Source organism: Roseburia sp. 499 (genome assembly GCF_001940225.2).
GTDB lineage: Bacteria > Bacillota > Clostridia > Lachnospirales > Lachnospiraceae > Petralouisia.
On the sequence record NZ_CP135164.1, the window covers coordinates 1,763,466 to 1,788,505 of the forward strand.

A 25,040-nucleotide genomic window follows, 5' to 3' on the forward strand; every position below is an offset into this window, starting at 1 on the left:
ATGCTTCCTCTATTCCTCCCTAAACTCACAATCGGTCTTCTCACATCTACTACAATTTTTTTGATGGCAGGACTGATACTTTTCTGTGGTAAGACCTATCACTGCTGTTACTGATTTGGTGGGCATCATAAGATTCCCTTCTGTCAATGTAATTCCAATTCGCTTGCTACATTCCAACATCTGAAATATATCTTTCTGACATTCCAAAGGAAAATCTCCGTATCCCGGACTAAATCGTGGGCGCAAATACAATCCACGACTTTCTGCACTTTTTCGTATCTCATCCTCTACTTCATCTACATAATTTTCTATCGCAGAAGCCCCTGCTGCCTGAACTACCGTAGCCTTTGCCATATTAACGACAGAATATTTTTTAATCATCAAATCGGCTGCTCGTCCAATGGTTGCTGCTAAAATAACTGCTCTTTCACAACCCTGAAGATTCTTAGCAAGGTGATTGCTGACTACTGTATATTGCCCTATTCTCACCTGATTTTCAACTACTTTGCAATCATATTCGCGATACACGCTCTTAGGAAGGCTGTCTCGCTCTAGTTCCGCTGTTACTTCCTCTATCATTTTCTCTGTCTGCTCATCCAGCTGACTGCCCCGATATCCCAGATAACGCAGTGTTTCTTTTCTATCTACCTTCATTATTCTTTCCTGTCTTTTATTACACATTTCTCATAATTATAACGATTCATAGCATAAAAGTCAAACCTTCCATCCATACTATTCTCGTACATTTCAAATTGATTCTAACAAAAAAAGAGGTTATTTTATATGAATGAAAAAGATAATATCTCACCAAAACACCCTGTACCGGAATCCCCCCGGAATTATGACTATACCAAAGCATCTTCTGTTACCGATTGTACCGGAGTTGTTCCTAGCCCTCCCCAAACCAGCGCAGAGTTAGATTCTTATTTGGATACCTATGATTTTCTTCCACACAGTACACTGACGCAGCCTAATGATGTAGAAATTGATATGTTGACTGCTGAAAAGGAAAAAAATTCCTAAACCAAAAATTCCTGTGGAAAAAGACTCTTTTCCCACAGGAATTTTCTATATCATCTTATTCTTTATCTTGAAATACTACCTGATTCTTACCATGTGTCTTTCCATAATATAATCTGTCATCTGCCTGCTTAATCAGTATTTCTGCTGTATCCTCTCCTTGGCACACACTAACACCAAAGGACATTGTTACCTGTATCATCTGCTCTTCGTAATGAATAGAAGTCCCCCGTATCTCTTCTAACAATTCTTCTAACATGCCTACCGCATTTTCTTCCTTATAGACTAATAAAAATTCCTCGCCTCCCCAACGGAACGCACTTCCCTTTCCTTTCATATGTTTTTGCAAAATGCGAGAAACCTCTATTAACACCTGATCTCCTGTCAAATGTCCATAAGTATCATTGAGATTTTTAAAATTATCAATATCGCCAATAACTACTGAAAACTGCTTTCCATACTCCCTGTACTCGCGTATTGCCGTTTCCAACACCTCATTACAACTACGCCTGTTATATAAACCGGTCAAGGGATCTGTTCCAATCAGACTCACAATAGAATTTTGCAACATCTGAGCAAATTTCCCCATTTCTCCAATTTCATCCTGTCGCTTCAAAAGCGCTGAATCTATTTGACATTCCAAATCGCCCCGAGCCACTTTTTCTAAAAATTCTCTGGTTTTACTTAAGGAATTCACCATTCCCTTGGTATAACGAAGTGTAATTGCTACCGTCGCTATTGTTACAATAAAAACTCCCAAAATTACAGTGCAGACCACATGAAAAATTGTATCAAAGACTCTCTCTCTGCTCTTTCCTACAAATACCATACCTATTACTGTATCATCTGTATTTTTCAACGGAACATAATATCCATAATAATACGCATCATTCACCCAGGCATAAGAAGAAAAGTACTCTTCCCCTTTCAATACCTTCTCTGCAACTCCTTCTGTTGCCTTAGTACCAAGCGCCCTCTCTCCATCCTCTGACCGTATTGTGGTAAGCATTCTGGTATCTTCCCAGAAAATAGTTGCATCTATTCCGGAAACTTCTTTTACATTATCTACAATACAATTATCTTCTCCGAAAGCAACTCCACCCTTACACAATACATCTCCTTCTATACTATAATCTCCTTCGCCGGTGACATTACACTGTTCTAACAACGCATGTGCCAAATTCTTAAGTCCCTCTTCTGTCTCAGAAACAATTGCTCTATAAATAATTGGAATGGATACTGTAAGTATCACAATTCCAAGAGATACTATCGATAATATCACCAGCCGATTCAATGAAAATCGTATACTTTTCTTCTTCATAGCTCTACCTTCTCTTATGTATTTGACACTTTTATCCTATCACTTTTCATATTCAGATGCAAGATTGGGGATTGCAACGCAATTAACGCAATTTCCTATATAAAAAGAGTCCGCATTTTGCGGACTCTCTAAATTTCACTTCTTATTCAGTTGCATCTTCCGGCTTCTCAACCATGGAGATTGCTGCCTTCTGCATTGGAATACGGCAATTCTTGTTGTTACCAAATTCTACAATAACTGTATCATCATTGATATCAATCACCATTCCATAAAATCCACTGGTAGTCAATACAGTATCACCTACTGCCAAATCCGCTAACATAGCATTCTTTTTCTTTGTTTCCTTCTGCTGTGGACGAATCATCATAAAATACAATGCCACAAACATAATTACAATCCATAAAATGGACATTCCAATACCTGCTGTACTACTTGCTGTTGCTAAAATAGACATTTTTCTTCCTCCTGTATCTATCATAAACTTATTTCATTTTACACAAAATGTAATATTAGGGCAAGTCATTTTCTAATATTTTATACTTATTTTATATTTTCGCCCTGTTTCATCTGGTAAAGTTTCTCTTCTTTATAGGAATGGAATCTTCCTTCATCCAATGCATCTCGTATTTCTTCCATCATATTATTATAAAAATACAGATTATGAAGCACACATAAACGCATTCCAAGCATTTCTTTTGCCTTTAGCAAATGACGGATATATGCTCTGCTGTAATGCTGACATGTAGGACACTGGCATCCTTCTTCAATCGGTCTTGTGTCCAACTCATACTTCTGATTGAACAGATTCAACTTTCCATGATTGGTATACACATGACCATGACGTCCATTTCTGCTTGGATATACGCAATCGAAGAAATCCACTCCACGTTCTACCGCCTCTAAAATATTCGCCGGTGTACCAACTCCCATGAGATAAGTCGGCTTATCTACCGGCAAATAAGGAACCGTTACATCCAAAACATGATACATTTCTTCATGGGATTCTCCTACTGCTAATCCACCTAATGCATATCCATCTAAATCCAATTCAGAAATACGCTTTGCATGATCAATACGAATATCATCAAAAATAGCTCCTTGATTGATACCAAACAGCATCTGTTTCTTATTAATTGTGTCTTCCAGACTATTCAATCTTGCCATCTCTTTTTTGCATCGTTCCAGCCAACGTGTGGTCCGTGCTACAGATGCCTCTACATAAGAACGCTCTGCCACACTGGATGGACATTCATCAAACGCCATTGCTATGGTAGATGCAAGATTGGACTGAATCTGCATACTTTCTTCCGGTCCCATAAATATCTTACGTCCATCAATATGAGAATTAAAATACACGCCTTCTTCCTTAATTTTTCGAAGTCCTGCCAAGGAAAATACCTGAAATCCGCCGGAATCCGTTAAAATAGGCTTGTCCCATACCATGAACTTATGGAGACCACCCATTGCCTTGATTTTCTCATCTCCCGGTCTTACATGAAGATGATAGGTATTTGATAATTCTACCTGCGTCTTTATCTGTTGCAAATCCTGCGTGGATACTGCTCCCTTTATAGCCGCTACGGTTCCCACATTCATAAATACCGGAGTCTGAATCACACCATGCACTGTATGAAATTCACCGCGCTTTGCTCTTCCTTCCTGTTTTAATAATTTATACATATTGGTTCCTTTCTCACAATTTATTACTCACTGCAACTGATTATATCAAAATTCTCCCCGTTTCTCAACAAAATACTTTTCTTTTTCCTCCATGTTTATTATAATGAGATAAGTATGTATTTTTATGAATCCAATTATACAGGAGGTTTCTATGGCAGGTTCAACATTTGGAACACAATTTAAAATCACCACATGGGGAGAATCCCACGGGAAAGGCATCGGTGTTGTCATCGACGGATGCCCTGCCGGACTTTCTCTTTGTGAAGACGATATACAAAAATTTTTAAATCGCAGAAAACCGGGACAGTCCAGATTTTCTACTCCAAGAAAAGAGGATGACGCGGTACAGATTCTTTCCGGAGTATTTGAAGGAAAAACAACCGGTACCCCTATCAGTCTTGTAGTCTTTAATGAAAATCAGCGTTCTAAGGATTATGGAGATATTGCTACCTATTATCGTCCGGGACATGCAGACTATACCTTTGATATGAAGTACGGTTTTCGAGATTACCGCGGTGGCGGACGTTCTTCCGGGCGTGAAACCATTGGACGTGTAGCTGCCGGAGCTGTTGCTGCTAAGATTTTAGAACAGCTTGGTATTTCCTTTATTACCTACTCACGCTCTATCGGACCGGTATCGATTTCTAAGACTGCGAACGAATTGCTTAATAATATTAAGGCAACTCAGCAAATGATTCTCTCTAATCCACTCTATATGCCAGAATCAGAGGCTTCTGAAAAAGCACAGAACTTTTTAGAGGAATGTATGATACAGCACAATTCTGCCGGAGGTATCATTGAATGTATCATTACCGGAGTTCCTGCCGGACTAGGTGATCCTGTTTTTGAAAAACTAGATGCAAACCTTGCAAAAGCTATTTTCTCTATTGGTGCAGTCAAAGGCTTTGAAATCGGAGATGGTTTTGCTGTTGCTGCTTCTACCGGACTGGAAAATAATGATGCATTTTGTATGCAGGATGGAAAGGTTGCTACTGCCACCAACCATGCCGGTGGAATCCTTGGGGGAATGAGCAATGGAGCTCCTGTAATTTTCCGGGCAGCTATAAAGCCTACTCCTTCCATTGCCGCTACACAGAAAACCGTAAATAAATCCGGGGAAGAAATTGATATTTCCATTCATGGCAGACACGACCCAATTATCGTCCCCCGAGCTGTGGTTGTCGTAGAAGCTATGGCAGCATTGACCATTGTAGATGCATTACTCTGCAATATGGGAAGTAAGATAGAATCGTTGGAGAAATTGTATTAAATAAGACTAAACGGGAATGGCTATACTTAATGTGCATTCCCGTTTCTTTTTTGCTTCTAACTCTTACTTAGAATTAATATTCACTTTTTCCTCATTGATATAAAATTCTTCTAGATATGGCAATTTCTGTAATCCACTGTAATCCTGAATCTCACACTCTCCCTCCAATGATATACTTTTTATATTTGATAATTGACTCAGCATATCTGCCTCTTGCTGACCTATCGTTTTGGAAGAAAGACAAATTTTTTCCAACTGTTGTAATGCAGAAATATCTACATACTCCCTTCCATATTTATAAATCAAACTCTTTAGGCATTCGATTTTCTTGGCAAATTCAAAACTTTCTAACTTCATACTATTTATAGATAATTCCTTTATTTTAGCCATTTCCAGACTCTCCCAAGCCATCTGGCTAATATTGCCGCCCTCCATATAAAGTTCAAACTCATTTGGTATATTAGCAATTCCTATAAAATCTTCTCCTTCCACAGAAAACATACTGATTTTGGTAATAAGATTCAATCCAAAACAATCTCCGAATCCTTCAATTGTAGTCTCTGCCAAATATATCCACTCCAGACTTTTCATTGTATCAATGCCACTTTCTTCCGTGATTTTTCCTCGTGTCACACGCAATTTTTTCACATTCGCCAAGTAATTACAAGCAATCGTACTGTTCCCATCTACATATATATCTAACTGTTCTATTTCTTTTATATTAGCAAGATTCTGAAGACTTCTGCCATCATACCCTAGAATATTTACACTTATCTTTCTCTTTTCCAGCCCCAATTCCGAAATATATTCCATATCTATAGTATATTCCTCACAAAATTCCAATTCAATTACTTTTAAATTATCCATCTTTTTTATTAATTCTGCAATTTCTTTATAATTACTTTCATCTAGACTTTTGATACAGATGGTCTGAACTTTTTCAAGATACTTCTTTTCTAACCGCTCTTCTGTATATGCTACCTCCATCCATCCTACACATGCTTCATCCAAGTCTATTCCAGTTCCTTCTGGTAGTCTAACTGTATTCTTTTCTATATTTTTTTTCTCTATTTTGTAATGAGTATATAATATTGTACTAGTAATTCCAATAATTATCAGTAATGCTATTAGTATCCATTTTTTACGCTTCATTTATTTGCGCTCTCCTTATTTTTCTAATTTTCTTTCTTTGACTCATGCCACCTTAAAATATTGGGATATTTCTCTGCATCTGAATTTTCCAATATCCATTTTTCCAATCCTATATAATCCTCAGCTGTCAATTCATAGCTTTCTTTCCCATTATACTTCTCACCGTATTTTTCAAAATAAGTATCATATGCCGCATTTATTTCATCTATATAATCCTGTGTACACTCTGTTCCTCCCTCTTTATAATATTTTTTCAAACATTCAAACTTTTCGCGTATTTCAGGACTTTCTTTCTCATATAAACTATAAATTTCCTCTACTGTAACTTCATCTTCCGAATACCCAACCAAATACATTGTTCTTAAAAATACTTTTAAATACCCTTCGCGAATATAGTAATCATCTACTTTTTGAGCTTTATCCAAAATATATACTCCTGAATGTCTTCCCGATTTCGTATATACACCAAACTTTTTTAATAAATTAATATACTCCTGTTTCCTCTCCTCCTCTCTTTCTATCTGCTCTTCTTGTTCTTTTTTTTCTCTATAATTTTTGTATTTTGGGTAAATGCATCCTACTAATATTAAAATTACAATCATTCCCAAAATTATTTGTATAAAATATCTTGACTTATTTTTCGATTTCATGCAAATATACTCTCCTTATTTTTCTCTTTATATAGTGGCTCAGTTGCCAAGGCAAAAATCTTAGATTTTTATCTTGACAACTGAGCCACTATAATATCTTATTCGTTTAAAATGCTACAACTATATTATATCGCAACATACTGCATTATTGTTCCTCTCTCAGTTCATACCATTTTAATAAACTTGGATACTTTCCTGAATCTGGATTTTCTAATATCCACCCCTCTAAGCTTATACAATCCTCAATAGTTAATTGATTACTTTCTTTAGCATTATATTTTTCGCCATTCATCTCTAAATAAGCATTATAAGCATTGTTAATCTCTTTAATATAATCTCCAACATACTCTGAGGCCCCATCATAAAAATATTCCATAAGAAGATCAAATTTCTTTTGAATCTCTTGATTTTCTTGCTCATACAAACTATATATATCGTCTATTGTCAGATCAACATCCTTTATCAAATACAGTGTTCTTAACCATACTTGCAAATGTCCTTCTCGTACATACATTCCATTTACTTCTTTTGCTTGAAATAACACATTATCAATACCTAAATTACTTCCATCTTCACTATATACTCCGAGTTTTTTTAGGCATTTAATATACTCTATTTTTCTCTTCTCCTCACTTTCTGTCTCTCTTTCTTGCTTACAATTATTATAAATATATCCCCCGCCTAATAACAAAATCATCCCAACAATTATTATTAATACAATCCTCATTTTCCTTATAATTTTCATATATCAAATTCTCCTCAAACAATTAATTGTAATTTTTGGCCGCACTTGCTTCATCTCCACACCATTCTACAAATGCATTAAAGTCATCTCCTAAAATTTCAAAATTTTTATTTTCAAATGCTTTATAAAGCTCTTCATAAGAAATTTCAAAATTTTCATGTTTCTGATTATATGCATTCAGATTACTTCTCAATATTTCTGGATCAATCATTAACGATGTTATCTGGTAATTTCCTTCTGAATCCATATACATAGTTCCACCCGCACCTATTACAGATAGAATATTTCCAATTGAAAGCGTTTCTTGCATTCCTTCAACTTTAGAATTCATTTTTACTACTTCCACATACGATTGAATTCCATCCATAAATCCCTGTGAAATTGTCAACGCAGTTCCTCCAGTTTTTCCAATATCAACAAATCCTAAAACTACACCAGTCACACCATCAAATGCACTTGAAGCAATATTCTCACCTATATCACTTTTCATTGTTTCTAATGTTCTGATAACGCTTTCATCAAGTAAACGTTCCAAATTAGAACGATATTCGTAAACGTTTACAACTGTTTCTCCTGTACTAGACATCGGTATTGCCATCTCACTATATGGACTGTTCGAACCACCAACTGTTATTTTATAATCCGTTCTTACTGGATCTGTTTGTACTGTCTCAATCTTAATATCCAAATCTGTTATATTATCAGAATTGAATATCGCATTCATACCTGGCACATATATAGATTGATAATCTATAGCAAAAACACACAATGTATTATAGGCTAATAAATTTTCTATCGCAATTTCATAATTAGGATTGCTTTTATCATATAAAATGTTTGATGTAATATTTGCTTCCAAAGCACTACCATACCATCCTACCATTTGCTGAAACACATCACTAATCCGATATTCAAATGTTCCTGTACCATTTCCACTTGGATCAGCCCAAAACTCCTCTGTACAAAAATAAGAATTTTCTACAAATTTTGCTTTCTGTTCATCATCCATTTCCTTAAATACAATAATTAGTGCTGCATACATATAATCCGAAACCTCATCCGGGTCCATCTCCATGATTTCTCGTATGTAATCATAGTCATAATCTCCGTCCCCATTTCCATTTCGAATCCGTTCAACGTAACTATAAATCAAATTGAGGTTAGGTTCTTCAGCTAAATTAGATAAATTTATTAATGCCACATTAGCAGAAGCAATACCTTTTGATGGATTAATTGCTTCTGCTAAACTGTCAATAAATACTTTCTGTCCATTTACAGTTTCTACCAATTGCTCAAATGTAGTTTTGTAAGATATATCAACATTTTCAACGTCCGTGTATATTTTATCTATCTCACTTTTTGATGTGTTATTTTTATCTACAATAATCCCATGATATTTATCTACATTACTACCATACTCTTCTATTCCAAGTACTCCTATCCATTCTTGGAATGTACTCCATCTATCGCCCATCCAATCTGTAAATCCACACCACTGCTTGTCATTTATATCATCAATAATAGCATATAATTTATCTCTTGCTTCATCTGAAAATTCTCTCATAGATTCCCTTCCCCTTTACTGTAACCTCTCCACCATAGTAGAATTTTTATTATCTGTCTGCTGAAATGAATTAATAACATTTTCAAAATAACTTACTGTATTTTCTACAAGTACAATCATAGAATCATATAGTTCTTCATAAGCACCCGCCAATAATTCCATTTCTTCAACAGTTCTTCCTGCTCCCTCCGCAGAAGGTCTTGCTTTTTTACTCCAACATGATTTCATTAAATTAATGCTAGAAATGTAACTCTCCATTTTTTTAATATTTACATTTATCTCTGCCATACCATACCCCTTTCCATCTAAAACAAAAAATTATCTTTTTCATCGATTTGGTCTAAATATTCCAAAGATGCATTCTTCGCTAATTCACCAGTTTCCTGAAATGCTTGCTGCATTTTCTCGGCACACCCAATAAATGCCCCAATTGCTAATGAAGTTCTTCCTGAACATATACCATCTTCAATAATTTCCCTCATTATACCAAGATAGGCTCCATACATTTTCTCTAGTTCTTCTGACATCCCATCAAAATATTTTGACATTTCAACAATATAATTATCATCAATTGCAATCTTCTTATATCCCATCCTATTACCCCCTCACATTTCTGTGTTCCTCTCTATCTAATTTTCTTAGTTCTTCTCTTAAAGAACAAATTCTGTTATTAGCGGAAACAATTTTCCCCTTGTTCGTTTCAATATAATTATCTAGCTCTAGTATTTTATTCCATATAGCAGTTTTAGCTCTGTCAAGTCCATCATATGCGTTTCCTAAATCTATTCCCTGTAAAAGCTGACTCATTCCACTATAATATCTATTTGCAATCTTGGCAGATTCAGAATGTAATGTTTTCTAATCTTGCCTTTCTCCTTTGAATACTTTCGAAAAAATTTGATTGAAAAGATGTGTATTTGCCTCTTAACATTTCTAATTCTTCAATTTTTTTCTCGCATTTATTTATCTCTGCGTAATAAAACTCAATATCATTTTCCTGTTCATGAATTTTATTTATTATTTTCTGTCGCGACATAACAAATTTATGCTCCCTTCCTTCAAAAAAAGCTATGAACACCCCACCATCATGTACACTCTTGTTGTCTTCTGTAATGTTCATAGCTCTTTATGATTTTTATTTTCTCTAATAATTTTACCCTAATTTATGAACACGAATACAATTCGGCTGATCAATAGAAATCGGCTTTTCTGACATCAAAAAGCATTTCTTCTTATAATCTACCCCAAAAGTTGTAATCGTATTGGTATCATGATTTAGACTTACAAAATGCTTGTTATCCGGCAACACCGCAATCGTCTTCGGATAACTTCCACTAATCATAGAATCACAGACCTCTTCTAACATTCCTGTCTTTTCATCAATACTGTAAATAATAACTGTATTTACTCCTGCATTAGAGCAGAACAAATACTTTCCATCTTCTGTTATTTCAATATCTGATGCTCCACAATTTGCCTTTTCCTTCGCATCTACCGTAGGAATTGACTGAATCTCTTCAAACTGAGGGCCAGCCTCTGTACATTCATAACGATATACATCTACTGCATTGCTTTCTTCACATAATACATAAGCAAACTTTCCATCTTTTGCAAAACGAATCATTCTTGGAGCAGAGTCCATATGTTCACGTAAAATATCCGCTATTTTCATTTTTCCACTCTGACTGTCAATCTTGTAAATCTTCACCTGATCTAAACCGCCATCTACGGCACACAAATACTTTTCATCGGGGGTAAGCTTTACACAATTTACATGAGGACTATAATTGCGCTCTGCTATGCTTCTTCCCATTCCGGTATGGAAGATACCGTCTGCAATCTCACCGATGCTTCCGTCTTCCTCAAGATTCATCATTGTAACACGACCATCGTGATAACCACCAACAAATAGATAACGATTTTCTTTATCTACCTCTACATAACATCCACGCATACCGCCAATCCATTTATCGTTAATTGGTTCTAAATCTCCATCCGGTAAAATCTTAAATGATGCTACACCTTCGTCCGCAATCGAATATAAAAACTTTCCATCTGCCGATACTGTCAAATGGGATGGATTGTTAATTGGTACTACCTTTCTTTCTTCCATCTTCCCTTTTTCCACATCTACATCATAGATATGAATCCCAACACTGTTTCCATGCGTATAAGTTCCCACATAAGCTACATACTTCTCCTTACTCATCCTACTATTCCTCCTTCTCCTGTCTGCGTAAGATATCAAACTTTTCTAAGCTTTGACCTAGGTCAATATACAACACCTGCTTTGGATGAGGTGCTGATTCCATTGGGTTTCCATCTTCGTCCTGTATTGCTTTTACAGTAACAAGGATATTATCCCCATTTGGCTTCATTACTTCAATTTCTTCCCCCACAGAGAATTTATTTCTCTGCTCAATTCTGTAAAATCCCTGAGCATTCTGCTCTCCCACAATTCCAAGATAAGTATATTCTTTCACATAAGTGTTACTATCATATATCTGTGACTCTTCACTTGGCTTTCCAAAAAAGAATCCGGTTGTAAACTGCCGATACGTACAGTTAGAAATCTGGTCTAAATACCATGGCATATTCTGACGGTATTTTTCTTCTGATTCCAAATAATCATCAATTGCCTTTCGATAAGTTCTCGCTACTGTCGCAACATAAAGTGCAGTCTTCATTCTACCTTCTATTTTAAAACTATCAATCCCTGCGTCTATCATTTCCGGAATATGCTCAATCATGCACAAGTCCTTGGAGTTAAAAATGTAAGTTCCCCGTTCATTTTCATACACCGGTAAATATTCTCCCGGTCTTTTCTCTTCTACGACTGCATATTTCCAGCGACACGGATGGGTACATGCTCCCTGATTCGCATCTCTTCCGGTAAAATAATTGCTGAGTAAGCATCTTCCGGAATAAGAAATACACATTGCTCCATGAATAAATGTCTCTATTTCCATATCCTCCGGAATATTCTGCCGGATTTCTTTGATTTCTGCCAAAGACAATTCTCTTGCAGAAACCACACGCTTTGCACCTTGTCCATACCAAAACTGATAGGTTCCATAATTGGTATTATTCGCTTGAGTAGAAATATGTATTTCTATCTCAGGACAGATTTCCTTTGCTATCGTAAAGATTCCCGGATCAGAAATAATCAATGCATCCGGTCCAATCTCTTTTAACTCTTTAAAATATTCTCTTACACCATCCAAATCATAATTATGTGCAAGAATATTTGCAGTCACATAAACTTTCACACCATGTTCATGAGCAAATGCAATTCCTTCTGCCATATCTTCTTTTGAAAAGTTCTTTGCCTTGGCACGAAGCCCAAAAACTTCTCCGCCGATATAAACAGCATCTGCTCCAAAAACAACTGCAATTTTTAATACTTCAAGACTGCTTGCCGGAACAAGCAATTCTGGCTTTCTCATACTTCATTTCCTTCCTTTTTCACACTAATAGTCACTCCATCACCGACCGGCAATACAGAAGTAACCAGTTCTTTCATATGGGTAATCTCATAAAGATAATCCCGCATTCTTTTATGAATAGTACGGTCTCTTCTGGTAACTGCAAATCTGGACTCTATGATATCCCCATCTTGCAATACATTATCAGACACCAAAATTCCGCCTTTATTTAACAACCGCATCACTTCCGGCAAAAAATTGATGTATTGTCCTTTTGCTGCATCCATAAAAATAAAATCATAAGGCTCCTGCAGTGTTTTCAAAATCTCTGCAGCATCCCCTTCTAATAATTCTATCACATTCTGCTTTCCTGCGTGCAAAAAGTTTTCCTTTGCTATTGGAATTCTTTTTTCATAATTTTCAATGGTAGTAATCCGACACTCCACCGGATTGTATTCCTCCATCAACAATGCAGAAAATCCTACTGCCGTTCCCACCTCTAAGATACGTTTCGGGCAGTTCATGGCAAGCAGGAGTTTCAATAAATTCTGTGTTTCCTTGCGTATGATGGGCACATAATTTTTGCGTGCCTCATTTTCTATTTTGTCTAAAATTTCTGTATTCCCATTATCCAGAGAATTGATATAGGTAATCAGACGTTCTTCTACTATCATTCGTCAGTTTCCTCGATTTCTTCCTTCGCCATCACTTGCATCATCTCTTTTGCAGTCATAGACGTATTTAAGGTGTATAATCCCGATTTAATCTCCTTCGCATAAGAAGATAACTTAAGCTGTATTGTAAAAAGCATATGGTTATCAACCAGTCCCTTTTCTTCCATCTCAATTCCTAAGTCCCAGGCAGACATATTCTGTTCTACTTCTACCATAACATCTCTTCCCGGAGCACTTTCCATCGCCGGTTCTGTAAATACCCGATAGCCAAGATCATATGCTACTGTTGCCAGCTGAATCACTACAAATATAACCAAAACCATCAGCAACGTGCTTAAAATAATTCCCAGCAACTGTAATGCTGTTCTACCACTTTTCATAATATCTCGCCCTCCCGGATCATTCTTTTCCTTAGTCGAAATCAATTTCCTGCATCAAACGGTAATTAATATGCTGGAACATACGGCATAGTGCTAATTCCGCTGCAAGATATTCACTCACATCAGGCTGTGCCCGCAAAGGTGCAGATTCTTCCTGTAAACGGTCAATTTCCGTAAACAGGTCAATCTGCTCTCTGCTATTTTGTAATAAATAAGTTCTTTTACGAAACTCATTCACCTGACGTTCCTTTTCCGGATCCATATGAATCCTGGCGCGCATTTCTTGATATTTCTGATACTCCGGGCTTTCTTTCAGCGCATCCACCAAAAGTCCGATACATTCATCTACCCGATACATACACATCCCTACACTTCCATAATAATCGGCATAATCATTGGTCTTCTTTTTGTCTTCTTCCAGACAAACTCACCTAAATCATCTTTGATTGAAGTCTTAATTTTTCCCCAATCTGTAATATTTTTTTCCATGCAGTATTCCATGGTATCTTCTAATACCTGTTTTGCCTCATCCATAAGGCTTTCCGATCCTCTTACATAGACAAAACCACGACTTACAATATCCGGTCCTGCCAATACTTGACCGCTTCCTGATTCCAATGTCATAACTACAATAATGATTCCATCCTCTGCCAGATGCTGACGATCTCGTAATACGATATTTCCTACATCGCCAACACCAAGTCCATCTACCAAAATATCTCCTACCGGAACCTGACCGGTAATAGCAGCTCCCTCTTCATCTAACTCCAGCACATCTCCGGAAGAAAGAATAAAAATATTATCCTTGTTGATTCCCAATTCTTCTGCAACCTTTGCCTGTGCTGTTAAATGCTTATATTCTCCATGAACCGGAATGGCATATTTCGGTTTTACCAGAGAATAAATCAACTTGATTTCCTCTTGGCAGGCATGTCCGGATACATGTGCATCCTGAAAGATTACTTCTGCACCTTTCATAAATAATTCATTGATTACATTAGATACTGCCTTTTCATTTCCCGGAATTGGATTAGAACTAAAAATAATAGTATCTCCCGGCTTAATCGTTACCTTTTTATGAAGATTGGATGCCATACGTGACAATGCTGCCATAGACTCTCCCTGACTTCCTGTCGTGATGAGTACCGTCTGTTCATCCGGATAATCTTTTAACTGTTCGATATCAATTAGTGTATTTTCCGGTATCTGTAAATATCCCAACTCTGTTGCCGTATTGATGATATTTACCATACTGCGTCCTTCAACGACTACCTTTCTGCCATATTTGTATGCAGAGTTGATAATCTGCTGTACACGATCCACATTAGAAGCAAAGGTTGCGATAATAATTCTGGTATGTGGATGATCCGCAAAAATATTATCAAAGGTCTTTCCTACCGTACGTTCGGAATTTGTAAATCCCGGACGCTCTGCATTGGTACTGTCACACATCAATGCAAGTACACCCTTCTTTCCAATTTCACCAAATCTCTGCAAATCAATGGAATCACCAAATACCGGTGTATAATCTACTTTAAAGTCTCCGGTATGAACAACAATTCCTGCCGGTGAATAAATTGCAAGTGCTGCAGCATCCTGAATACTGTGATTTGTCTTAATAAATTCTACTCGGAAACATCCCAAATTAATGTGCTGTCCGTATTTTACTACTTTGCGCTTTACCTTTGTCAACATATTATGCTCACGCAGTTTGTTTTCAATAATACCAATAGTAAGCTTTGTTGCATAAATCGGTACGTTAATATCTTTTAGTACATAAGGAATTGCTCCAATATGGTCTTCATGACCATGGGTAATAAAAAATCCCTTTACTTTATCAATATTATTTTTCAAATAAGTTACATCCGGAATAACTAAGTCAATTCCTAACATATCGTCTTCCGGGAATGACAGACCGCAATCTACCACAATAATACTGTCCTCATATTCAAAGGCAGTAATATTCATTCCAATCTGTTCTAATCCACCTAAAGGAATGATTTTTAATTTTGAATTGTTTGTTTGTTGTTTCTTCAAATTGCACCTCCACAAGTTGCCAACACCCTGCATCTTATGACTGGCTCTCCTGTCTCTTCCTCAGACATTCTTTACAATAGCCGTAAAGCTTTACTTCATGGTTGGTGACCTGAAAAGAGGCTGATTCCATTATCCGCGCCTCTAATTCATCTAACAGGTCATCCCGAAAAGAGATAATCTTCCCACACTCTAAGCATATTAAATGATGGTGGTGATGTGCCTCTTCTCCATTCAACTTTCCAATTTCATAACGCACATAACCATCACCTAATTGAATACTTTCCACCAAGTCAAGTTCTACTAACAACTGTATGGTTCTGTAAACAGTCGCCAATCCGATTTCCGGGAAATCGGCTTTTACTATTTCATATATTTCTTCCGCAGTCAGATGTTTATCCTCACAAGACGCAAGAGCTTCTAATACTAGTATTCTCTGTTTCGTAATTTTCAGCCCTTTTTCCTTTAATATCTGTTTAAAATCATCCTGAAGCATTCTTAAAACACCTTCCTGTAAAATTCGCCTATAATGTTATATCTACATCTTCTAGAATTTCTGCAAAAATCTTGGACATATATTCCAATTCTTCCTCAGATTCTACCATTTCATACACGGATTCTTCTTCATTTTCCTGTGATACATCCTTCAAAATAAACGCATCAGAATCCCCATCCTCTTCTACCGATACCAACAGATAATCCATTCCATTGATTTTCGTCTGCTCTACTACATAAAATTCTACGCTCTCCTCACTATCGGGAGCGCGAAATGTCACTTTTTCCATATTTTCATTCCTTCCAGATTATTCCTTTTGAAATGCCAGTGAATCCAGATACCCCTGTAAAATAAATACAGCCGCCAACTTATCTACATACTGTTTCCTGTTTTCTCGGCGTATTCCGCCTTCCATCATGGCACGATCCGCTGCAACAGTAGTAAGACGTTCATCCCATAAAATGACCTCCAAACCACAGCGCTTCTCTAACATTTCTTTAAATTCAAGGGTCTTTTCACAACGTTCCCCTTCCGTATTGTTCATGTTTTTGGGAAATCCAAGTACAATTTTGTCCACCTGATACTCATCCACCAACTCCTGTATTCTTGCAAGAGTTTGACGTAGTTTTCCCGGTGACTTTCGACCAATAATCTCCACTCCCTGGGCAGTTACCAATAAGGCATCGCTTACTGCGACCCCTACTGTCTTGGAACCAAAGTCCAGTCCCATAATTCGCATATGTTTCCTCCTATTCCCAGGAATTACTCTTAATATATCGCCGCAGAATCTCTTCTACCAATTCGTCTCTTTCCACTTTCATAATAAGACTTCTGGCATTCTTGTGGCTGGTAATGTACGTTGGATCACCGGACATAATATATCCAACAATCTGATTCACGGGATTATATCCCTTTTCCTTTAACGCACTATATACGATTTCCAGCACATCATCAACCTTTATCTGCTGCTCTTTTTCCACTTTAAAATATTGTGTATTATTCTTATCCTGCATAATTTCACGCCCTTATTTGTTGCTCTTTCGTTCTAAAAAACATTCCTTTTATCTATTTTAATATAAATACTCTGGAAATTCAATCTGTTTTTTATTCCATCAATAATATATGCTCTTTCAGCATACCTTTTACCTTTCCTGTTACCAGCTTATTTTCTAGGTTTTCTGTGTATGGTACTGCTATTTTTACATACTCTTTTGTATGTCCCAAAAAATATTCTTTTCCACTGAAGGTCACTTTTTCTTCCATTAACACTTCTGCTTCTTTTCCAATATGCCACTCCAGAAATTCACGATTCATAGGTTCCAAATCTTCAAATAAAATATCACTTCTTCTGGTCTTTATTTCTTCCGGAACCTGGTCTTTCATTTCTGCCGCTTTTGTTCCCTTACGCACAGAATATTTAAAGATATGAATTTCAAAAAATTCAATTTCTTTTAAAAATTTTCTGGTAGTTTCAAATTCCGCTTCTGTCTCTCCCGGAAATCCTACTATCACATCTGTGGTAATTGCCGGATGCTCAAAATACTTACGCAAAAGGGCACAGCCCTGTGCATATTCTTCACAAGTATACTTACGGTTCATACGTTTTAAAGTAGCATCACAGCCGCTTTGCAAAGACAGATGAAAATGTGGACATACTTTTGGTAGTTCTGATAAGCTTTTTGCAAATTCTTCCGTTACAATTTTTGGTTCCAGAGACCCTAACCGAATTCTTTCTATTCCCTCTATCTCATGAACCTCCTGTATCAAATGCAGAAGATTTTCATTGATATCAACACCATAGGAACTTAAATGAATTCCTGTCAGCACCACTTCCCGATATCCATTCTTTGCTAACGTTTCTACTTCCTTTAAAACATCCGTTAATTCCCGGCTTCTAACTCTACCTCTTGCATAAGGAATAATACAATAGCTGCAAAACTGATTACATCCATCCTGCACCTTAATAAAAGCTCTGGTATGCTCTGCTGTCCTGCTTAAACTTAATGTTTCATAGGTCTTATCCTTTGCAATATCCTCGACTTCTGTTCTTTTTCCCTGTTTCTCCCTGAAAAACTGCTCTAGTAATTCCGGTAATTCATGTTTTTTATTATTTCCAATCAAAATATCGATGGCTTCATCCGCTTCTGCCTGTTCTCTTGAAGTCTGAACATAGCATCCTGCTGCCACCACCACACTATCCGGATTCAACTTTTTTGCCCGATGAAGCATCTGTCTGGACTTACGATCCGCAATATTAGTTACCGAACAAGTATTAATCACATATACATCTGCCTTCTGGTCAAAAGGTACAATCTCGTATCCCGCTGCCTCCAGCAATTGTTGCATACTTTCTGTTTCATACGCATTTACCTTACATCCAAGGTTGTGTAATGCTGCTTTTCTCATATTTCTCAATTCCTTTTCTTTTTAAGGTCAATCTGCCGAAAAAATTGCCTGTTTTCTCTCCTCAAATTGGTTATGGTGCTATTGACTTTTCACTCAAAAGACGATACTATAAAGAAAATATTTGATATTTTTTCAAATATAAATACAATTATAATGAAGGAGGCTTTTACATGAAAACAGTACAGATTTCTTTAAACTCCATTGACAAGGTAAAATCTTTCGTAAACGCAATCACTCAGTTTGAAACTGATTTTGATTTAATTTCCGGAAGATATGTCATTGATGCAAAATCCATTATGGGTATCTTCAGTTTAGATTTATCCAAGCCAATCGATTTAGCAATTCATGCTGATTCTCAGGCAAACATGGATGAAATTTTAGAGATTTTAAAACCTTACATGGTTTAAATTTCATGTTCGATTAGGGTTATCACCTAAGGCAGATATCTGCTTAGCGTGATGACCCTTTTCTTAATTACTCTGCTTCTACCACAATGGTCTCTGCCGTTTCTATCGCTTCTTTCATCATCTCATCAATTTTCTCTGAAAGTTTCGTTTCAGAACGTTTGATAATATTAATATTTGGCTTTGTTACCGGATGCTTTGCTACAAAAATCGTACAGCAATCTTCAAAAGGTAAAATAGATGTCTCATAGGTTCCTATCTTTTCGGATACCTCTATAATTTCCTGCTTATCAAATCCAATTAGTGGACGATATACCGGCATGGTGCATACTTCATTCGTTGCAGCTAAAGATTGCATGGTCTGACTTGCCACCTGACCGATACTCTCTCCTGTAATCAATCCCAAGGAACCTGTTTCTCGTGCAAAATGCTCTGCAATTTTCATCATATATCGACGCATAATAATCGTCAATTCATCGTGCGGACATTTCTCATAAATATAGAGCTGAATGTCTGTGAAGTTTACTACTTTCAAATGAATTGGACCTGTATATCTTGCTACAATTTTTGCCAAATCTACAACCTTTTGTTTTGCACGTTCACTGGTATATGGCGGTGCATGGAAATATACGGCATCAATCTTTACTCCACGTTTTGCAATCATATAACCAGCTACCGGACTGTCTATTCCTCCGGACAATAATAACATTCCCTTTCCGTTGGTACCTACCGGCATTCCACCAGGTCCCGGAATAATTTCGGAATAAATGTTAATCTGTTTACGAATCTCAATATTTAACATAATATCCGGATTGTGTACATCTACTGTCATTTCAGGAAATGCTTCTAAAATCTTCTCTCCCAATGCTGCATTCAGTTCCATAGAAGTCATCGGATAATTTTTTCTGGCTCTTCTGGCATTCACCTTAAATGTCTTCTTTTTATCCGGATAACGTTTATTCAGATAATCAATTACATCTTGTGTTAACTTCTCAAATCCTTCATCTTCTACCTGAACCACCGGACAGATTCCTACAATACCAAATACCCGCTGTAAGCTCTCCATGGTCTCCTCGTAGTCATAATCACTCAAGGTCTCAATATAAATACGCCCCTGCTCTTTTGTAATCAAAAACTCGCCCTCTACCGGCTTCAAGGCATATTTTATCTGATGTACCAATGCATCTTCGAAAAGATGACGGTTCTTCCCTTTAATTCCAATTTCTCCGTACTTAATTAAAAACGCTTTAAACATACTTTTTCCTTTCTAATGACGTGTGTATCTTCGCAGTACCGGTACGATTTCCTCCAATACCGCCAGACAGTAATTGATCTCTTCCAATGTATTTTCCGAACAAAAACTAAACCGCACTGTAGAATCTAAATATTCCTTTTTCACTTTAATTGCCTGCAAAGTCGCACTGACTGCCGGCTTATTAGAAGAACATGCACTTCCCGCAGAAACAAAAATATTTCTATCTTCCAATGCATGAAGCAACACTTCGCTACGAACATTATCAAAACTTACACTCACAATATGCGGTGCACTGTCTCTTCCAGTCTTTCCGTTCACATGTGCCCATTCAAAATTTTGGATTCCCTCTAAAAAAGCTTCTTTTAACTTGTAGAGGTGTTCCCGTTTCTCTTCAAACTTCTCATATGCCTCGGCTACTGCCTGTCCCATTCCTGCTACCCCAGGTACATTCTCTGTTCCGGAACGCATTCCTTTTTGATGTCCGCCTCCGTAAATAATTGGTTTAATTTTTGTTTTTTCCTTCACATACAAAAAGCCAACACCTTTCGGACCATGAATCTTATGACTGCTGACTGACATCATATCAATTTCCATTCGTTTGGGATAAATCTGATATTTTCCATATGCCTGTATTGCATCTACATGAAATAACGTATTTGGATTCTTTGCTTTTATAATCTTTGCTGCTTCTTCAATTGGCTCTACCGCTCCGATCTCGTTATTCACATACATAATAGATACCAATATAGTTTCCGGTGTAATTGCCTGTTCTAACTCCTCAAGGGAAATCAATCCATTTTCATCTACATCCAGATACGTCACAGAAAATCCCTGTTCTTCTAAGAACTTCATAGGACTTCCCACTGCCGCATGTTCTATTTTCGTAGTAATCAGATGCATTCCATTACGTTTGTTTGCCATAGCAGCTCCGATAATTGCCATATTATCAGACTCTGTCCCACCAGAAGTAAAAATCAACTCAGAATCATTGATTTTCATGGTTTTACATATCCGGCTTCGTGCCTCTTTGATATAATCCTCTGCTTCCACTCCCTTTAAATGTAGCGAAGAAGGATTCCCATAATCCTCTGTCAGCACCTTCATCATAAGTTCTGCTGCTTTTGCAGAACATTTCGTCGTTGCCGAATTATCAAAATATGCTTCCATTCTATTCACTCTTTCTAATCTTCTATTGCCAAAATTATCATAGCAAGCGCTGCAAGTCCTGCTGTTTCTGTTCGCAAAATGCGGTTTCCTAATGAAATCAGTTCCATATCATCCTTTACCAGTTCGATTTCAGAAGATGAAAATCCACCCTCAGGTCCAATAAAAATCGCAACCTCTGATCCCTTTTCTATTTTTCCCAGAATTTCTCTGGTATGTGCCATTCCACGCTCATTTTCATATGGTACTAATCTTACTTCCATATTCTTTGCACTTGCCACTGCCTGTGAAAAGCTTATCACTTCACCAATTTGAGGTATGATACTTCGTTTTGACTGTTTTGCCGCACTTTCTGCAATTGCCTGCCAGCGATTCTGTTTTGCCTTTGCTTTCTTTTCATCCAACTTTACCACACAGTTTTTCATGGCAACCGGTACAATTTCACTAACTCCAAGTTCTACTGCCTTTTGAATAATCAGCTCCATCTTATCACTTTTGGGCAATCCTTGAAACAGTGTAATCTTCACCGGAAGCTCCGTATTATCACACTTTTCCAGTATGTGCAATTCTACTTGTTCTGATGCTACCTCATTAATCTCGCAAAGATAATCTCCCCCACAATTATCACTGATGCGTACCTGCTCCCCAGCCTTCATGCGCAGGACATTTTTGATATGATTCACATCACTGCCTGTAATAATTACATTCTCTGCTTGTATCTGCTCTGGCTCTACAAAAAACTGAAACATACCTCTCTCCTAATTAATTCTTTCTTGCAGTGATATTTACCCATTCGCCTTGATGATTAATCTCTAAAATCTCAAGTCCCTGGGCTTCTATCGCTTCTTTTACCTGCTGTTCCTTAAAATCAATAATACCGGAAGTTATAAAAATTCCACCTTTTTTCAATCTCATTGGAATCACCGGTGCCATAGGGATAATAACTTCTGCTAAAATATTCGCAACTACAATATCATAGCATTCTGTTCCTACCTTTTCCTGTAATTCCTTGTCATCAATCAAATTTCCATAATAAAAATCTGACAACTCCTCACCTAAATGGTTCACATTCATATTCTCTCTTGCAGAATCCATGCAAATCGGGTCAATATCTGTTCCAGACACATGACCGGCTCCGAGTTTCAGACAAACGATAGACAAAATACCGCTTCCGCATCCTACATCTAATACCTTGTCTCCATCCTTCATATATTTCCGCAATTGACGAATACAAAGTTGGGTAGTTTCATGCTTTCCGGTTCCAAAAGATGCTCCCGGATCAATCTCAATCACGCATTCATACTGATTGTCTTCCGGCATTTCTTCCCATGTCGGTTTAATAAAAATATCCTCAATGGCAAAGGATTTAAAATACTGTTTCCAGTTATTAATCCAGTCCTTATCCTCTGTTTCACTCTCGGTAATCGTTCCTTCTCCAACCTCTACAAATACCCGAAGGTTATCCAATTCCTCTTTCACCTGAGCAAGCAATGCTTCATTATCTCCATCAGAATCCAGGAAAAAACTGACATAACCGATTCCTTCATCCGGTGGAAGTTCCGGAAGGATATCAATAAACATTTCTCCCTTGTCCTCTAAAGACAACGGCACATTATCTTCAATTTCCACACCTTCCACGCCTAAATCTGCCAGCATACTGCTCACAAAATCTTCTGCTTCTGTGGTGGTTTTAATCGTATATTTACTCCACTTCATTTTCTTTTCCTCTTACTTCCTTAACTTTTGATTATTGGACAAAACTATTCATAATAATACCATAACCCCTTATAAAAAGCAAGAAATCAGAAGAAATAGCTTGTTTTCCGTTAACAATGTGGTTATAATTAGGAAAAAGATCCTATTTTCAGTTCTATACAAATTTTTTCGTTTTTATAAAGGAGATTATTTATGAAAAAATTGCATAGAAACAATCTAATTATCATCTGGTGCTCTGTTATCGCACTGGCTATTCTTTCTTTTATCGGTTTTGGATTTTCAACCAGAGGCATTATGGGCGTCCTTACTGTAATAATTGCCGGTATTATCTCTACAATTGGTTACTTTTCTCCATTAAGTGACACCAAGAAAGCATTATTACTTATTTTTCCAGCTGCAATTGCCACTTTGATTTTTGCTTCCATCGTCGGTGGAAACTCTATTGCTTATATCACAAATTATGTATTGCTTGCTATGACAACTTCTTACTTTATTCAGAATGTTATTATTTATTTTGCTATTCCATTCTCTGCCATTTCCATTCTATGTCTCATATTTGACCCAAAAGTCATTGATGGAGGGGATTATACCATCGCAGGAGCTGCTACTAAAGTAGTTTTATTCATTGTTACTTCCATTCTACTCTACCTTGCTATCAAACGCGGTTCCAGAGTTGTTCAAAAAACAGAAGATGCGCTGAAAGTCGTGCAGGAAAATTCTAAAGTTGCTAACGGTATTTCCTCAAATCTAAACACTTCCATTCATCAAAGTATGAATGCTGTACATGAACTTGCAGACGGAAGTTCCAACGTACAGTCTGCTGCACAGCAGATGGGACAAGTAGTAGAAGACACTGCAAATGCAACGGTAACTGTTATGGATAAAATCAATGCTGCTACAACTGAAATCAACCACAACCATGAATTAGCTTCACAACTTGATAATGGCTTTAAAAAAGTTCAGGATGCAGTTTCGAACGGTAACATAGCTGTTGAGGATGCAAAGAATTCTATCCTTTCTATGGAACAGACTGTAAATTCCGCAAGAGAGTCTACGGATTCTCTCTTAACTGAAATGGACAAAATCACCTCCATTCTTGGTGAAATCAATTCTATCGCTTCTCAAACCAACCTGCTTTCCTTAAATGCTTCTATCGAAGCAGCCAGAGCTGGGGAACACGGACGCGGATTTGCGGTAGTTGCTGACGAAATTCGTGGATTATCAGAAGAAAGTTCCAAAGCAGCCAATAATATTCAAAGAATTTTAACCTGGCTGGTAGATACCACCAATCAAGTTTCAAAAGAAATCACCGCTGGAGCAACAGAAGCCGCTGCCAGCGTTCAGATGGTTGATGGACTACTAAATGTATTCGCCAACATCAACACCACTACAGAAGAAGCAAATAAGATTGTAGAGGAAGAATATGAAATCATTGATCATGTAAAGGAGCATTTCACACATATTCAAAATGAAATTGAAACATTAGTTGCTACTTCAGAAGAAAATTCTGCTACGATACAGAATATTACAGAAACCATTTCTTCCCAAAATGATTCTATCAAAAATATTTCTTCTGAAATCGAACTTCTTTCCAATCTTTCTACTGATTTGGAATCTCATTTCACTCAAAACTAATACATATCATACTCATACCAAAAGGCTGTTGCATGAAAAATCATACAAC

30 protein-coding genes are annotated in these 25,040 nt (G+C 37.0%); 4 read left to right on the plus strand and 26 right to left on the minus strand.

The genetic code is table 11. The features are described 5' to 3' along the window. Positions 1 to 9: 9 nt before the first annotated feature. Positions 10 to 654, minus strand: coding sequence for a vitamin B12 dependent-methionine synthase activation domain-containing protein (locus BIV20_RS08780; RefSeq protein ID WP_075720146.1), 645 nt, complete (start codon positions 652 to 654; stop codon positions 10 to 12). A gap of 129 nt (positions 655 to 783) precedes the next feature. Here BIV20_RS08780 and BIV20_RS08785 point away from each other — a divergent pair, with 129 nt between their 5' ends. After that, complete coding sequence (locus tag BIV20_RS08785) at positions 784 to 1,023, plus strand: hypothetical protein (RefSeq protein WP_075720148.1); 240 nt, start codon at positions 784 to 786, stop codon at positions 1,021 to 1,023. A 55-nt stretch (positions 1,024 to 1,078) separates the two neighbouring features. On the opposite strand, the gene BIV20_RS08790 is transcribed toward BIV20_RS08785, so the two are convergent. From BIV20_RS08790 to tgt, 3 genes are all read right to left on the minus strand, one after another. After that, positions 1,079 to 2,341, minus strand: coding sequence for a diguanylate cyclase (locus BIV20_RS08790; RefSeq protein ID WP_075720150.1), 1,263 nt, complete (start codon positions 2,339 to 2,341; stop codon positions 1,079 to 1,081). Positions 2,342 to 2,483: 142 nt separating this feature from the next. Continuing rightward, complete coding sequence (yajC, locus tag BIV20_RS08795) at positions 2,484 to 2,795, minus strand: preprotein translocase subunit YajC (RefSeq protein WP_075720152.1); 312 nt, start codon at positions 2,793 to 2,795, stop codon at positions 2,484 to 2,486. Between the two features lie 86 nt (positions 2,796 to 2,881). After that, entirely contained in the window at positions 2,882 to 4,021 is a 1,140-nt protein-coding gene (gene tgt / locus BIV20_RS08800; protein ID WP_075720154.1) for a tRNA guanosine(34) transglycosylase Tgt, read from the minus strand. 151 nt (positions 4,022 to 4,172) lie between these two features. On the opposite strand from tgt, the gene aroC reads away from it, so the two are divergent. Next, positions 4,173 to 5,291 (plus strand): chorismate synthase, encoded by a 1,119-nt coding sequence (gene aroC, locus BIV20_RS08805; protein ID WP_075720156.1) that lies wholly within the window; start codon positions 4,173 to 4,175, stop codon positions 5,289 to 5,291. 63 nt (positions 5,292 to 5,354) lie between these two features. Here the strand turns inward: aroC and BIV20_RS08810 are convergent, their stop codons facing one another. The 18 genes from BIV20_RS08810 to mtaB form a co-directional block, all read right to left on the minus strand. Beyond that, a complete protein-coding gene (locus tag BIV20_RS08810; RefSeq protein WP_075720158.1) occupies positions 5,355 to 6,443 on the minus strand; it encodes a hypothetical protein in 1,089 nt (362 codons plus the stop codon). Between the two features lie 23 nt (positions 6,444 to 6,466). Next, on the minus strand, positions 6,467 to 7,093 hold the full coding sequence (locus tag BIV20_RS08815; protein WP_075720160.1) for a hypothetical protein: 627 nt from the start codon (positions 7,091 to 7,093) through the stop codon (positions 6,467 to 6,469). Positions 7,094 to 7,238: 145 nt separating this feature from the next. Beyond that, a complete protein-coding gene (locus BIV20_RS08820) occupies positions 7,239 to 7,838 on the minus strand; it encodes a hypothetical protein (RefSeq protein ID WP_075720162.1) in 600 nt (199 codons plus the stop codon). Between the two features lie 22 nt (positions 7,839 to 7,860). Continuing rightward, positions 7,861 to 9,402 (minus strand): hypothetical protein, encoded by a 1,542-nt coding sequence (locus BIV20_RS08825; protein WP_075720164.1) that lies wholly within the window; start codon positions 9,400 to 9,402, stop codon positions 7,861 to 7,863. A 15-nt stretch (positions 9,403 to 9,417) separates the two neighbouring features. Beyond that, the gene (locus tag BIV20_RS08830; RefSeq protein ID WP_075720166.1) at positions 9,418 to 9,690 is read right to left on the minus strand and encodes a DUF5344 family protein; all 273 of its coding nucleotides are present in this window, start codon (positions 9,688 to 9,690) and stop codon (positions 9,418 to 9,420) included. A 17-nt stretch (positions 9,691 to 9,707) separates the two neighbouring features. Beyond that, positions 9,708 to 9,995, minus strand: a complete 288-nt coding sequence (locus BIV20_RS08835; RefSeq protein WP_075720168.1) for a hypothetical protein — start codon at positions 9,993 to 9,995, stop codon at positions 9,708 to 9,710. Between the two features lie 248 nt (positions 9,996 to 10,243). Beyond that, positions 10,244 to 10,522: a hypothetical protein gene (locus tag BIV20_RS08840; protein ID WP_075720172.1), complete on the minus strand. Its 279-nt coding sequence runs from the start codon at positions 10,520 to 10,522 to the stop codon at positions 10,244 to 10,246. 33 nt (positions 10,523 to 10,555) lie between these two features. Continuing rightward, the gene (locus BIV20_RS08845) at positions 10,556 to 11,611 is read right to left on the minus strand and encodes a lactonase family protein (protein ID WP_075720174.1); all 1,056 of its coding nucleotides are present in this window, start codon (positions 11,609 to 11,611) and stop codon (positions 10,556 to 10,558) included. Between the two features lie 4 nt (positions 11,612 to 11,615). After that, the gene (locus tag BIV20_RS08850) at positions 11,616 to 12,848 is read right to left on the minus strand and encodes a peptidase U32 family protein (protein WP_075720176.1); all 1,233 of its coding nucleotides are present in this window, start codon (positions 12,846 to 12,848) and stop codon (positions 11,616 to 11,618) included. Next, a complete protein-coding gene (locus BIV20_RS08855) occupies positions 12,845 to 13,501 on the minus strand; it encodes an O-methyltransferase (protein ID WP_075720178.1) in 657 nt (218 codons plus the stop codon). The genes BIV20_RS08850 and BIV20_RS08855 overlap by 4 nt, the downstream gene beginning before the upstream one ends. Beyond that, on the minus strand, positions 13,498 to 13,881 hold the full coding sequence (locus BIV20_RS08860) for an endolytic transglycosylase MltG (protein WP_075720180.1): 384 nt from the start codon (positions 13,879 to 13,881) through the stop codon (positions 13,498 to 13,500). Before BIV20_RS08860 ends, BIV20_RS08855 begins: the two co-directional genes overlap by 4 nt. 31 nt (positions 13,882 to 13,912) lie before the next feature. Next, positions 13,913 to 14,245: a YlbF family regulator gene (locus tag BIV20_RS08865; protein WP_083655155.1), complete on the minus strand. Its 333-nt coding sequence runs from the start codon at positions 14,243 to 14,245 to the stop codon at positions 13,913 to 13,915. A 2-nt stretch (positions 14,246 to 14,247) separates the two neighbouring features. Continuing rightward, positions 14,248 to 15,951 (minus strand): ribonuclease J, encoded by a 1,704-nt coding sequence (locus tag BIV20_RS08870; protein ID WP_075720182.1) that lies wholly within the window; start codon positions 15,949 to 15,951, stop codon positions 14,248 to 14,250. Position 15,952: 1 nt separating this feature from the next. Next, the gene (locus tag BIV20_RS08875; RefSeq protein WP_075720184.1) at positions 15,953 to 16,411 is read right to left on the minus strand and encodes a Fur family transcriptional regulator; all 459 of its coding nucleotides are present in this window, start codon (positions 16,409 to 16,411) and stop codon (positions 15,953 to 15,955) included. A gap of 28 nt (positions 16,412 to 16,439) precedes the next feature. Continuing rightward, the gene (locus tag BIV20_RS08880) at positions 16,440 to 16,700 is read right to left on the minus strand and encodes a DUF1292 domain-containing protein (RefSeq protein WP_075720186.1); all 261 of its coding nucleotides are present in this window, start codon (positions 16,698 to 16,700) and stop codon (positions 16,440 to 16,442) included. A gap of 18 nt (positions 16,701 to 16,718) precedes the next feature. After that, positions 16,719 to 17,150: a Holliday junction resolvase RuvX gene (gene ruvX, locus BIV20_RS08885; RefSeq protein ID WP_075720188.1), complete on the minus strand. Its 432-nt coding sequence runs from the start codon at positions 17,148 to 17,150 to the stop codon at positions 16,719 to 16,721. 10 nt (positions 17,151 to 17,160) lie between these two features. Further along, positions 17,161 to 17,424, minus strand: a complete 264-nt coding sequence (locus BIV20_RS08890; protein WP_075720190.1) for an IreB family regulatory phosphoprotein — start codon at positions 17,422 to 17,424, stop codon at positions 17,161 to 17,163. A 91-nt stretch (positions 17,425 to 17,515) separates the two neighbouring features. Beyond that, on the minus strand, positions 17,516 to 18,817 hold the full coding sequence (gene mtaB / locus BIV20_RS08895; RefSeq protein WP_075720192.1) for a tRNA (N(6)-L-threonylcarbamoyladenosine(37)-C(2))-methylthiotransferase MtaB: 1,302 nt from the start codon (positions 18,815 to 18,817) through the stop codon (positions 17,516 to 17,518). A gap of 170 nt (positions 18,818 to 18,987) precedes the next feature. Between mtaB and BIV20_RS08900 the strand changes: the two genes are divergently transcribed. Further along, positions 18,988 to 19,224 (plus strand): HPr family phosphocarrier protein, encoded by a 237-nt coding sequence (locus tag BIV20_RS08900; protein WP_075720194.1) that lies wholly within the window; start codon positions 18,988 to 18,990, stop codon positions 19,222 to 19,224. A gap of 67 nt (positions 19,225 to 19,291) precedes the next feature. Here BIV20_RS08900 and thiI read toward each other — a convergent pair whose 3' ends face one another. The 4 genes from thiI to prmA are packed head-to-tail and all read right to left on the minus strand — an operon-like array spanning position 19,292 to position 23,356. Further along, positions 19,292 to 20,476, minus strand: a complete 1,185-nt coding sequence (gene thiI / locus BIV20_RS08905; protein ID WP_075720197.1) for a tRNA uracil 4-sulfurtransferase ThiI — start codon at positions 20,474 to 20,476, stop codon at positions 19,292 to 19,294. A gap of 12 nt (positions 20,477 to 20,488) precedes the next feature. Continuing rightward, positions 20,489 to 21,643, minus strand: coding sequence for a cysteine desulfurase family protein (locus BIV20_RS08910; protein WP_075720199.1), 1,155 nt, complete (start codon positions 21,641 to 21,643; stop codon positions 20,489 to 20,491). A gap of 14 nt (positions 21,644 to 21,657) precedes the next feature. Beyond that, positions 21,658 to 22,389 (minus strand): 16S rRNA (uracil(1498)-N(3))-methyltransferase, encoded by a 732-nt coding sequence (locus BIV20_RS08915; protein ID WP_075720201.1) that lies wholly within the window; start codon positions 22,387 to 22,389, stop codon positions 21,658 to 21,660. Between the two features lie 13 nt (positions 22,390 to 22,402). Continuing rightward, positions 22,403 to 23,356, minus strand: coding sequence for a 50S ribosomal protein L11 methyltransferase (gene prmA, locus BIV20_RS08920; protein ID WP_075720203.1), 954 nt, complete (start codon positions 23,354 to 23,356; stop codon positions 22,403 to 22,405). Between the two features lie 192 nt (positions 23,357 to 23,548). Here prmA and BIV20_RS08925 point away from each other — a divergent pair, with 192 nt between their 5' ends. Continuing rightward, positions 23,549 to 24,991: a methyl-accepting chemotaxis protein gene (locus BIV20_RS08925; RefSeq protein WP_075720205.1), complete on the plus strand. Its 1,443-nt coding sequence runs from the start codon at positions 23,549 to 23,551 to the stop codon at positions 24,989 to 24,991. The last annotated feature ends 49 nt before the right edge of the window (positions 24,992 to 25,040 follow it).

Excerpts from the sequence above, each read along its gene's own strand:
- BIV20_RS08925 (WP_075720205.1), top strand. The coding sequence starts at position 23,549 with ATGAAAAAATTGCATAGAAACAATCTAATTATCATCTGGTGCTCTGTT.
- BIV20_RS08815 (WP_075720160.1), bottom strand. The coding sequence starts at position 7,093 with ATGAAATCGAAAAATAAGTCAAGATATTTTATACAAATAATTTTGGGA.
- BIV20_RS08870 (WP_075720182.1), bottom strand. The coding sequence starts at position 15,951 with ATGCAGGGTGTTGGCAACTTGTGGAGGTGCAATTTGAAGAAACAACAA.
- BIV20_RS08890 (WP_075720190.1), bottom strand. The coding sequence starts at position 17,424 with ATGCAGGATAAGAATAATACACAATATTTTAAAGTGGAAAAAGAGCAG.
- yajC (WP_075720152.1), bottom strand. The coding sequence starts at position 2,795 with ATGTCTATTTTAGCAACAGCAAGTAGTACAGCAGGTATTGGAATGTCC.
- BIV20_RS08790 (WP_075720150.1), bottom strand. The coding sequence starts at position 2,341 with ATGAAGAAGAAAAGTATACGATTTTCATTGAATCGGCTGGTGATATTA.
- BIV20_RS08785 (WP_075720148.1), top strand. The coding sequence starts at position 784 with ATGAATGAAAAAGATAATATCTCACCAAAACACCCTGTACCGGAATCC.
- BIV20_RS08850 (WP_075720176.1), bottom strand. The coding sequence starts at position 12,848 with ATGAGAAAGCCAGAATTGCTTGTTCCGGCAAGCAGTCTTGAAGTATTA.
- BIV20_RS08855 (WP_075720178.1), bottom strand. The coding sequence starts at position 13,501 with ATGATAGTAGAAGAACGTCTGATTACCTATATCAATTCTCTGGATAAT.
- BIV20_RS08915 (WP_075720201.1), bottom strand. The coding sequence starts at position 22,389 with ATGTTTCAGTTTTTTGTAGAGCCAGAGCAGATACAAGCAGAGAATGTA.
- BIV20_RS08835 (WP_075720168.1), bottom strand. The coding sequence starts at position 9,995 with ATGGGATATAAGAAGATTGCAATTGATGATAATTATATTGTTGAAATG.
- BIV20_RS08900 (WP_075720194.1), top strand. The coding sequence starts at position 18,988 with ATGAAAACAGTACAGATTTCTTTAAACTCCATTGACAAGGTAAAATCT.
- tgt (WP_075720154.1), bottom strand. The coding sequence starts at position 4,021 with ATGTATAAATTATTAAAACAGGAAGGAAGAGCAAAGCGCGGTGAATTT.
- BIV20_RS08910 (WP_075720199.1), bottom strand. The coding sequence starts at position 21,643 with ATGGAAGCATATTTTGATAATTCGGCAACGACGAAATGTTCTGCAAAA.
- BIV20_RS08860 (WP_075720180.1), bottom strand. The coding sequence starts at position 13,881 with ATGAAAAGTGGTAGAACAGCATTACAGTTGCTGGGAATTATTTTAAGC.
- BIV20_RS08780 (WP_075720146.1), bottom strand. The coding sequence starts at position 654 with ATGAAGGTAGATAGAAAAGAAACACTGCGTTATCTGGGATATCGGGGC.
- aroC (WP_075720156.1), top strand. The coding sequence starts at position 4,173 with ATGGCAGGTTCAACATTTGGAACACAATTTAAAATCACCACATGGGGA.
- mtaB (WP_075720192.1), bottom strand. The coding sequence starts at position 18,817 with ATGAGAAAAGCAGCATTACACAACCTTGGATGTAAGGTAAATGCGTAT.
- BIV20_RS08830 (WP_075720166.1), bottom strand. The coding sequence starts at position 9,690 with ATGGCAGAGATAAATGTAAATATTAAAAAAATGGAGAGTTACATTTCT.
- thiI (WP_075720197.1), bottom strand. The coding sequence starts at position 20,476 with ATGTTTAAAGCGTTTTTAATTAAGTACGGAGAAATTGGAATTAAAGGG.
- BIV20_RS08840 (WP_075720172.1), bottom strand. The coding sequence starts at position 10,522 with ATGAACATTACAGAAGACAACAAGAGTGTACATGATGGTGGGGTGTTC.
- BIV20_RS08810 (WP_075720158.1), bottom strand. The coding sequence starts at position 6,443 with ATGAAGCGTAAAAAATGGATACTAATAGCATTACTGATAATTATTGGA.
- BIV20_RS08825 (WP_075720164.1), bottom strand. The coding sequence starts at position 9,402 with ATGAGAGAATTTTCAGATGAAGCAAGAGATAAATTATATGCTATTATT.
- prmA (WP_075720203.1), bottom strand. The coding sequence starts at position 23,356 with ATGAAGTGGAGTAAATATACGATTAAAACCACCACAGAAGCAGAAGAT.
- BIV20_RS08865 (WP_083655155.1), bottom strand. The coding sequence starts at position 14,245 with ATGTGTATGTATCGGGTAGATGAATGTATCGGACTTTTGGTGGATGCG.
- BIV20_RS08820 (WP_075720162.1), bottom strand. The coding sequence starts at position 7,838 with ATGAAAATTATAAGGAAAATGAGGATTGTATTAATAATAATTGTTGGG.
- BIV20_RS08880 (WP_075720186.1), bottom strand. The coding sequence starts at position 16,700 with ATGGAAAAAGTGACATTTCGCGCTCCCGATAGTGAGGAGAGCGTAGAA.
- BIV20_RS08845 (WP_075720174.1), bottom strand. The coding sequence starts at position 11,611 with ATGAGTAAGGAGAAGTATGTAGCTTATGTGGGAACTTATACGCATGGA.
- BIV20_RS08875 (WP_075720184.1), bottom strand. The coding sequence starts at position 16,411 with ATGCTTCAGGATGATTTTAAACAGATATTAAAGGAAAAAGGGCTGAAA.
- ruvX (WP_075720188.1), bottom strand. The coding sequence starts at position 17,150 with ATGCGAATTATGGGACTGGACTTTGGTTCCAAGACAGTAGGGGTCGCA.